Annotated in this window: 6 protein-coding genes and 1 pseudogene; all 7 read left to right on the top strand. The window is 47.6% G+C overall.

Annotation, left to right across the window (positions count from 1 at the left end):
- Positions 1-195 precede the first annotated feature (195 nt).
- On the top strand, positions 196-1,026 hold the full coding sequence (locus tag AB7U36_RS12235) for a substrate-binding domain-containing protein (protein ID WP_428160050.1): 831 nt from the start codon (positions 196-198) through the stop codon (positions 1,024-1,026).
- A 61-nt stretch (positions 1,027-1,087) separates the two neighbouring features.
- A complete protein-coding gene (locus AB7U36_RS12230; protein ID WP_428160049.1) occupies positions 1,088-3,232 on the top strand; it encodes an EAL domain-containing protein in 2,145 nt (714 codons plus the stop codon).
- 184 nt (positions 3,233-3,416) lie between these two features.
- Positions 3,417-5,018 (top strand): B12-binding domain-containing radical SAM protein, encoded by a 1,602-nt coding sequence (locus AB7U36_RS12225; RefSeq protein ID WP_428160048.1) that lies wholly within the window; start codon positions 3,417-3,419, stop codon positions 5,016-5,018.
- Positions 5,019-5,129: 111 nt separating this feature from the next.
- Positions 5,130-5,960: a rhodanese-like domain-containing protein gene (locus AB7U36_RS12220; protein WP_287126218.1), complete on the top strand. Its 831-nt coding sequence runs from the start codon at positions 5,130-5,132 to the stop codon at positions 5,958-5,960.
- Positions 5,961-6,021: 61 nt separating this feature from the next.
- Positions 6,022-6,465 carry a Fur family transcriptional regulator gene (locus tag AB7U36_RS12215; protein ID WP_286822233.1) on the top strand — a complete coding sequence of 148 codons (444 nt, stop codon included), beginning with the start codon at positions 6,022-6,024 and terminating at the stop codon, positions 6,463-6,465.
- A 216-nt stretch (positions 6,466-6,681) separates the two neighbouring features.
- A complete protein-coding gene (gene katG, locus AB7U36_RS12210; RefSeq protein WP_428160047.1) occupies positions 6,682-8,892 on the top strand; it encodes a catalase/peroxidase HPI in 2,211 nt (736 codons plus the stop codon).
- A gap of 257 nt (positions 8,893-9,149) precedes the next feature.
- Positions 9,150-9,414: pseudogene (locus AB7U36_RS12205) on the top strand (hypothetical protein); the annotation flags it as partial.

The following is a 9,414-nucleotide window of genomic DNA, read 5'->3' as shown; positions in this document are numbered from 1 at the left end:
GACCCAGGACGATCCACAATTAGGGGTCCAACTGCTGTGGAAAATCTCCAAGCTTATCAGTCAGCGGTTACGTCAGACCACAGGGATGCTTGTGGATTATATGGGAGAATATTAAATTCCCATTTTTCATAGAAAATTAATTGGGTCTGAGCTATACTTTCAGCTCTGTTTATAATAAAAAAAGGGGAAAAAGTGATGCTTCATTTAAAACAAAAATACTGTTCCTTGTCCGTATTCGTTTTAACACTTATATTTTTTTATTTCACTATAGCTGCATGCTCAGCTGCCATAACAATAGGTGGAACCGGTAATGCCCTTGGCACAATGAAATGGATTGCCCAAGCATATCAAGAAGCAAATCCAGACGTTCAAATTACATTACTGCCAAGTATCGGAAGCAGCGGTGCCATAAAAGCAGTCCCTAAAGGCGCTATTCAGATCGGCCTCAGTGCCCGGCCTTTAAAAGATGCTGAGTTGGAAAAAGGACTTGTTGCCGTTGAATACGCCCGTACACCAACGGTTTTTGCCGTATCAAACAGGACAAAAATTGATGCCGTCACACAAACACAACTCGTGGACATTTATAAAGGTGTTTTAAAACAATGGCCGGACGGCTCCACCATTCGTCCCATTATCCGCCAGGCCGGAGACGATAATACCAAACAGATAAAAGCCCTTTCTCCTGAACTAAAAAAAGCGGTAGAGATTGCCGAAAACCAGCAGGGATTTCTTTTCGCTTCAACGGATCAAGAAGCGGTGGACAAGATTGAGAACACACCCGGCAGCATCGGGGTGACATCTTTGGCTTTGCTTATTTCTGAAAAAAGAGATCTTCACGCATTAACACTTGACGGTGTGGAGCCTAACATTCAGTCCTGCATTGCAGGTGATTATCCGATTATCAAACGGTTTTACTTTATTCTTCCAAAGGAGCGCTCTGCTCAAGTCGATGCATTCCTTGAGTTTGTTTTTTCTGAAAAAGGGTCCGATATTTTAAAACAAAACGGCAATTATCCGGCTCAATAACACGAAACTGATGACTCCTTCCATCCCGGATAAGCTTGATAGAGTCCTCCTCCATCTATCCTTGACCATATCCATAGTTGTGGTCTTCGGCCTTCCGGCAGTTTCCGCTTTTATTGCATATAGTGATTTATCAAAAGAACTCACTTTCAAGGCTCGGATCAAAGCCAATGCGCAAAAAGAAATGATCACAACACTTCCGCAAACATGGATGTTTGCAGAAAACCGGATGCAGGGAATCCTTGCCCGGGAACCCGTTCTATTGGAAAACGAATTTGTGCAGATTTTCGATGATCAAGGAAATGAACTGACTTCAGCCGGGGAACCCATAAAAGGCCAATATCTACAGCGAAGCTACCCGCTCTATGATATGGATCGGATCGTAGGAAGGGTTGTTGTGAGTACGAGTCTTTCCCATGTCATTCACAACACTTTGGTCAGCAGTGTTTTTGGGTTGTTCGTGGGGGCCTTAGTTTTGCTGGTATTCTGGCTTCTTCCGGTTAAAAAGCTTCGCCAACTTTCCACTGAATTGTCTGAAGAAAAACAACAGGCAGAGGCTACACTTCAGTCTATTCATGACGGGGTGCTCCGTACGGATAAAAAAGGAAGCCTTGCATATCTTAATCCTGCTGCAGAGAAACTCATTGGCCATTCATTTTATGAATTAAACGGGAAAAATATATCTGAAATTCTGACACTCATTGATGATCAAACCAATTCAGAGGTTGAAAGTGCGCTCTACAAGGCAATTGATACAAAAAAATCTGCCTCCTGCCAAGGGCGCTGTTCTCTTATTTCCCATGACAATCGAACAATAGCTGTGGAAGAGCAGGCCGTTCCCTTACTGGATAACAGCGGTAATTTGATTGGCTGCGTACTCTGTTTGAGAGATGTCTCCATTTTTCGTAAACGACTGCAACAACAATCCTGGCAGGCATCCCATGATGCATTGACCGGACTGATTAATCGCCGTGAATTTGAAGAAAGGGTTGCAAAGGCAATTGAACGGGCTCAAATTGAGAAAAGATCAGGGTTGCTTTGTTTTATGGATCTTGACGGGTTTAAAATTGTCAATGACACCTGTGGTCATAATGCCGGGGATGAACTGCTCATACAACTATCACGGCTCATAAGCGCCCAGGTTCGGACCAGTGATTCACTGGCACGTCTTGGCGGTGATGAATTCGGCCTCCTCCTTGACGGATGCGATGAAGAACGGGGCCGAATAATCGCCAACAGTATTCTCAGCGCCGTCAAAAACTACCATTTTTTTCATGATCACAAGATTCATACAGTTGGGATAAGCATCGGTATGACATCGGTCACCAGCAATAGTTGTAAGGCCAAAGATGTTATTAATGAAGCTGATTCGGCCTGTTATTTGGCCAAAGAATCCGGCCGCCAACGCCTTTGTATTTTTCAGGACAATAAGGCGGAGTTGATAGCCAAGCGGGATGAAGTCAGTTGGGTGGAACGTATAAAATCCGCACTGAAAGAAAACAGCTTCTCTCTTTATTACCAGACCTACCAGACACTAAGCGATCTTGCCGGGTCCAGACAGCATTTGGAAATTCTTTTACGAATGGTGTCCGAGAGTGGGGAGATTATCCCGCCAGGTCGGTTTTTTCCGGCTGCGGAGCGGTATAATTTAATGCCACAGATTGATCAGTGGGTGATCAATAAAGTATTCTCAGAATTTCATAATATACGTGCTGATCATTCAGATTCCGGCCTGATGGTGAATATCAACCTTTCTGGGGCTTCAATAAACTCTCTTGAATTATACGATTTCATAACGGCGAAAATTACCGAATACAGCATTGATCCGACATCTATCTGTTTTGAAATAACTGAAACGGTTGCTGTCAGAAATCTTCGTGCGGCAACAGATTTCATAAATGAATGTAAGAAAATTGGTATTCAATTTGCGCTTGATGACTTTGGTACCGGTGCAAGCTCTTTTAGTTATTTGAAAAATATGCCGGTTGACTATTTGAAAATTGACGGCAACTTTGTAAAAAATATTGAAAGGGATGACGTGGACCGGGCAATGACTGAAACAATTAATCGAATTGGACATCTTCTGGGGAAAAAAACCATTGCTGAATATGCGGAAAACAAAACCATAATTGACATATTGAATGAGATTGGTGTTGATTTTGCCCAAGGCTTTGGTGTTTGCAAACCCATGCCCCTGATTAAAACATAGTCTCAGCATAAAAGTTACCGCCAAATCGGAAATTCAAGAGATTCACACTCTGTACTCCCGCCTTGTTTTTACATGCGAAGTCCTTGGGTTTTAGGCTTGAAACTCTTTATAAATGGTGCTAAATGATGTCGCCCTGGTATGGTATTCAGGGTATAAACATACTCAATTTCAGGAGATAAGCATCATGCGGGTTGTTCTTGCCTTTCCACCCAGGGCCAGTGCTACCTATGTTCCCCTGGGCATTGCAACCCTGGCGCCCTATATCGAAGCCGCCGTTCCCGGCACGGCTGTCCGCCTTGCCGATTTGAACCTGGCAACCTGGATGTGGCTGGCCGGTGCACATCCGTCAGGTATGAACCTGGTAGCATTCCTTTCGGGAAATAAGGGGCAGTTTTTTAATGAAGAGCAGACTCTGGCACATAAACAGATCTGGGACCAGATTCGAAGAACTATGACGAATATGGAACATCAGGCCGAAGCTTTTCTGGCAGGAAGGGAAGCAGAGGTGCTGTTTTTGAATCTTCTGGGCGCTCTGACAGGCCAGTTGCTGGATTTTGATCCGGAGTTGTTAGGTATTTCCGTTCTTTTTCCTGAGCAGGTGCCTTTTGCGGCTGCCCTGGCTAGGGCAGTCAGGCAGGTTTCCGCCTGTAGGATTATCTTGGGCGGAGCTATGATGTCAGCATTGAATATCCGTGAACTGCTAAGGGGTGTGCCGGAAATTGACGGAGTCGTTGAAGGGGAGGGGGAAGCGGCCTGTGCAGCTCTTTGTGCCGGAAAAAGCCTGGAATCTGTGCCCGGCCTAATTTTCCGGGACCACGGTGAAATACGTGCCAATCCCAAAGCCAGATCCATTAGCTTGGATGGCCTGCCTGCCCCGGATTTTTCACGGTTGCCCCTGGATGCCTATTTTAACCCTGTGCCGGTACTGCCCGTGCTTTTTTCCCGGGGGTGCGCCTGGCGGCGCTGCCGTTTTTGCACCCATAACGTTTCCTTTGGCGGATACCGAAAAAAAGCCGTGGCGGCCTTTGTTTCCGAGATGGAACAAGCGTGCCGGCAATTCCATGTCCACCATTTCTATTCAGCCGATGAATTCATTACGGCAGAGGATATGGATGATATTGCCACCGTTATTCTTGAAAAAGGCCTCTCCATCAACCTGCATATTTTAAGCAAACCTGTGGTCGGCTGTACCCGGGAACGAATGGCGCTGTGGGCTGCTGCGGGGTGCCGATGGATCGGATGGGGGGTGGAAAGCGGTTCCCAGCGGCTGCTTGATCTTATCAACAAAGGTACAAATGTCCGGGATATCCGGAAGGTCCTTGAGGATGCTGCAGCCGTAGGCATTGCCAGCACCGCACTCATGATTTTCGGACTGCCGACCTCAACGGATCAGGATCTGACCCGGACTTTGGATTTCCTCACTGAGGTTTACCCTTATGTCCACAGTTTCACGGCCAGTGCCTTTGCCCTTTTTGAGCGGACCCATTTTGCCCGATATGCAGATCGCTACGGACTTCATATTGACGGTATCCAGACCTTGTTTTCAAGCAGAGGCGTGGATGTAAAGAGCCGCCGTCTCAAGTTCCGGGAGATCGGATCTGACGGCAGCCTGCGTTCTGCCCGCGGCGCTCTCGAAGTGGCTGCCTGGATGCGTCACCGCCGCTGGCTGGGAGATCCTCCCTTGGAAGAGCAGTTGACCACGGAGCACTATCTGATCCATGTTTCTAAAACCAATTCGATTTCCGGCATGCCGCACTCTTCCCCGGCAGATCCGGAATCAGCATAGGCTATCGCCCGTTTGATATTGAAAAAGAAACCATATCGACTTATTTTATAGGGAATATGAAAATTATAGGGAGTATGAAAAACGACAGCGCTTTTTAGGAGTGGGTAGATTATGATTATAGACGACGAATTTAAAGAAATTTCATTTGACGCATTTGAACAATACCGTGCTGCAAACAAGGAAGCCGATTTTATCGTGGTTGACGTCCGGCAGGAACGAGAATATGCGGCCGGACATGTTCCGGGGGCCAAACTGATCCCCTTAAATACCCTGGGCAACCATCTATCGGAACTTGCTCTGGACAAGGACCTGTTTTTTTACTGCCATAGCGGTGCCCGATCCGAAGTGGCCGGCATCATGGCGGCAGAAAGCGGCAGAGACGCACAGAAAACCTACAATATCACCGGCGGATTTCTCTCTTATCAGGGCCATTCCCTAGAAGGATTTCCCCGGCTGCAGGTGTTTGACTACCAAGAAAGCGATGACCGGCTGCTTTACCAGGCAATGGAACTGGAAAAAGCCGCAGAGCGCTTTTATGAAAGCCTTCTCTCCTTTGCCCCGGATGAAAATTTTATAGCCCCGCTTGAACAACTGTCAAAGGCTGAAATTGCTCATGCCCGAACTATTTATTCGTACTGGAAGAAAAGCGTTGAAAACCCGGTACCCTTTGAAGAGCTTTATGGATCTCTGAAAGGGGACATCCTTGAAAATGGCCGTCCCCTTTCAGACGTGATGACCGATTTGTACGCCAATAAAAAAGTTACATGGACAGATGTCATAGAGATGGCGTTGAGCATTGAAATACAGGCCTATGATCTTTACCGCACCATGGCAGACCGTCGGGGTCAGGGTGAGGCACAGGACGCCTTTCTCTCCATTGCCCAGATGGAGAAATCACATATGAAGCTGGTGGCTAAAATGCTCGGGGATGATACAATTTGATTTACAGGGTGTTTAGTGTTAATTCATTAGCATTCATCTTATTGAATTGGAAGGTTTCTTATTGAAAGACAACCAAAACAGAGTTGACACCATTCTTTGTAAACTAAAAGATAAGGGTCACAAGATAACGCCCCAGCGGCTCGCCATTATAAAAATCCTGGCGAAAAGCGTGGATCACCCCAGTGCTGAAATGATACACGAACAACTTAAAGCAAATTTTCCAACCATGAGTCTTGCAACTGTGTACAGAAATATCTGCGTTATCAAATCCTTTGGTGAAGTTCTTGAACTTGGTTTTCCCGACGGGTCCAACCGGTATGACGGGAAGAAACCCTATCCGCATCCCCATATTATCTGTACCAAGTGTGGTAAAATTGTTGACCCGGATTTGGACAGCCTGGATGAGATGAAAAACGAGGTTGCCAGGGAGACCCGTTTTAAAATATTTAATCATCGACTGGATTTTTTCGGCATTTGCAGCGACTGCCAGGCCAAAGAAGAATAAGCTCAATTCCCTTACTGTTTTGCTGTAACCCGTACAAAAATTGGCATCTGACAGCAATATTTTTATTTTGAAGCGTTTATAAAAGCCTGTTTAAAAATATTTATTGGTTTTTTTCTATTTTTGGATTAGAGTATCAAATGATAATCGTTATCATTTGATATGCTTTATCATTAAAGGTGTCCCCAAATAACGTACATTATTTAAAGGAGATCTGTTATGAATGAAAAAGGAAAATGCCCGGTTACCGGTAAAAGCGCAGGAGACTTCACAGCCAAGGGAAAGTCCAATCGCGACTGGTGGCCTAATCAATTAAATTTGAAAATACTTCACCAGCATGACCGGAAAAGCAATCCCATGGGGGATTCGTTTGACTATAAGGCCGCATTTAAAAGTCTTGATCTTTCAGCCGTGAAAAAGGACCTGATTGATTTAATGCGCGATTCCCAGGAGTGGTGGCCGGCAGATTACGGCCATTATGGCCCGTTGTTCATCCGGATGGCCTGGCACAGCGCCGGTACCTATCGTACCATGGATGGCCGGGGCGGCGCCGGCACGGGCAACCAGCGGCTTGCCCCGTTGAACTCCTGGCCGGATAACGTAAACCTTGATAAGGCGCGAAGACTTTTGTGGCCCGTGAAAAAGAAATACGGCAACAAAATTTCCTGGGCCGATCTCATGGTGCTGGCCGGAACCTGCGCCATTGAATCCATGGGGCTGAAACCCTTTGGATTTGCCGGCGGGCGTGAAGACGTATGGGAACCCGAGGAGGATATCTACTGGGGGGCGGAAGAGGAGTGGCTGGCCACCAGCGATAAGCCCAAAAGCCGGTATTCCGGGGAACGTGATCTTGAAAATCCTTTGGCTGCCGTACAGATGGGCTTAATTTATGTAAATCCGGAAGGGCCGGACGGCAATCCGGATCCGGTTGCCTCCGGGATTGATGTGCGGGAAACCTTTGCCCGGATGGCCATGAACGACGAAGAGACCGTGGCCCTGGTGGCCGGGGGCCACACATTCGGCAAATGCCATGGCGCCGGCGATGCGGCGCTGTTGGGACCGGAACCCGAGGCGGCCCCCCTCGAAGAGATGGGGCTGGGATGGAAAAGCAGCCACGGTAGGGGCAAAGGCGGCGACACCATCGGCAGCGGTATCGAAGGCGCCTGGAAGCCCAATCCTACCCAATGGGACATGGGATATTTCAAGGTGCTGTTTAAATACGAATGGGAACTGGTCAAAAGTCCGGCCGGTGCCAACCAGTGGCTGGCAAAGGATGTTGAGGATGAAGATATGGTGGTAGATGCCCATGATCCATCCAAAAAGCATCGCCCCATGATGACCACCGCTGACCTCTCCCTGCGGTTTGATCCGATTTACGAACCCATTTCCAGGCATTTTCTTGCGAACCCGGAGGCGTTTGCCGATGCCTTTGCCCGGGCGTGGTTCAAGCTTACCCATCGCGATATGGGGCCCAAGGCCCGGTATCTTGGCCCTGATGTTCCCCAAGAGGATTTGATCTGGCAGGATCCGGTGCCCCAGGCAGACCATGAGCTTGTTGACGCCAGGGATATCGCCGAACTTAAACGAAAAATTTTGGGCACGGGACTGACTGTTTCCCAGCTGGTCTCCACGGCCTGGGCTTCTGCGTCAACCTTTCGCGGCTCGGACAAACGCGGCGGGGCGAACGGCGCACGTATCCGTTTAGCACCCCAGAATGGATGGGCTGTGAATGAGCCGGATCAGCTTACTGGTCTACTTAATACCCTTGAAGGGGTTCAGCAGGCGTTTAACACCAGCCAGACCGGCGGGAAAAAAGTCTCCATGGCGGATCTGATTGTGCTGGGAGGATGTGCCGGTGTTGAAAAGGCAGCGGCTGATGCCGGATTTGAGGTCACGGTGCCCTTCTCCCCGGGGCGTACGGATGCCTCAGCAGCGCAGACCGATATTGACTCCTTTTCCGTACTCGAACCCGTGGCCGACGGGTTTCGCAACTATCTTAAAAAAAGATATGCGGTTCCGGCAGAGGAGTTGCTGGTGGACAAAGCCCAACTGCTGACATTGACTGCTCCGGAGATGACCGTTCTCATTGGAGGCCTGCGTGTCTTGGATACCAATTTCAAGCAGGTTCGGCACGGCATTTTAACCCAGCGTCCAGGCATTTTGACCAATGATTTTTTCGTCAATCTATTGGACATGGGGACGGTCTGGGCACCGGATACAAAAGACGATACGGTGTTTGAAGGCCGTGACCGGACAACCGGTGAACTGAAATGGACGGGTACCCGTGTGGATCTGGTGTTTGGTTCAAACTCCCAGTTGCGGGCGCTTTGTGAAGTGTATGCCGGCGCGGATGCCCAGGAAAAATTTGTAACTGATTTTATTGCGGCCTGGGATAAGGTCATGAATCTTGACCGGTTTGATCTTGCTTGACCCGTTTGATCTTGCCTGAGGCTGACAGGCAATTTTGAAACGGTGAAGACTATTTCCTCAAAAAAGGTGGTGTTTCAAGATCTCTTGGAACATCGCCTTTTTTTTGTTTGATATATATATAAATTCTATATTTTTATGTAATAGTTCTATATACAGAAACAAAAAGGGTTGACAAAAATCTTATAACCATCGTAGGAGTCTGGCCCAATCAGGTTTTGTTCGGCATTTTTTAGTATATTTTTAAAAAGGAGAGAAAGATGAAAAAAACTATTGTAGTTTTGGCGGCACTTGCTCTAATGATGGGTTCTGCTTATGCAGCAGAGTGGAATTTTTATGGAAGTGCCCGTCTAGCTACCTTTTGGGATGATACTGACATCATTTCAGGCGATGACGGGAATACACAATATTCTGAATACCTTCAGGTGAACTCCCGTATCGGTGCAAACGTTAAAGTCTCCGACGAACTGACCGGACGTTTTGAATATGGGGCTTCCGGTGGAAACGCCAATATTCGTTTGCTTT

It is taken from the genome of Desulfobacter sp. (genome assembly GCF_050177295.1).
Note: the sequence above shows the minus strand (reverse complement) of the source record. Positions and strands in the feature narration are given on the sequence as shown.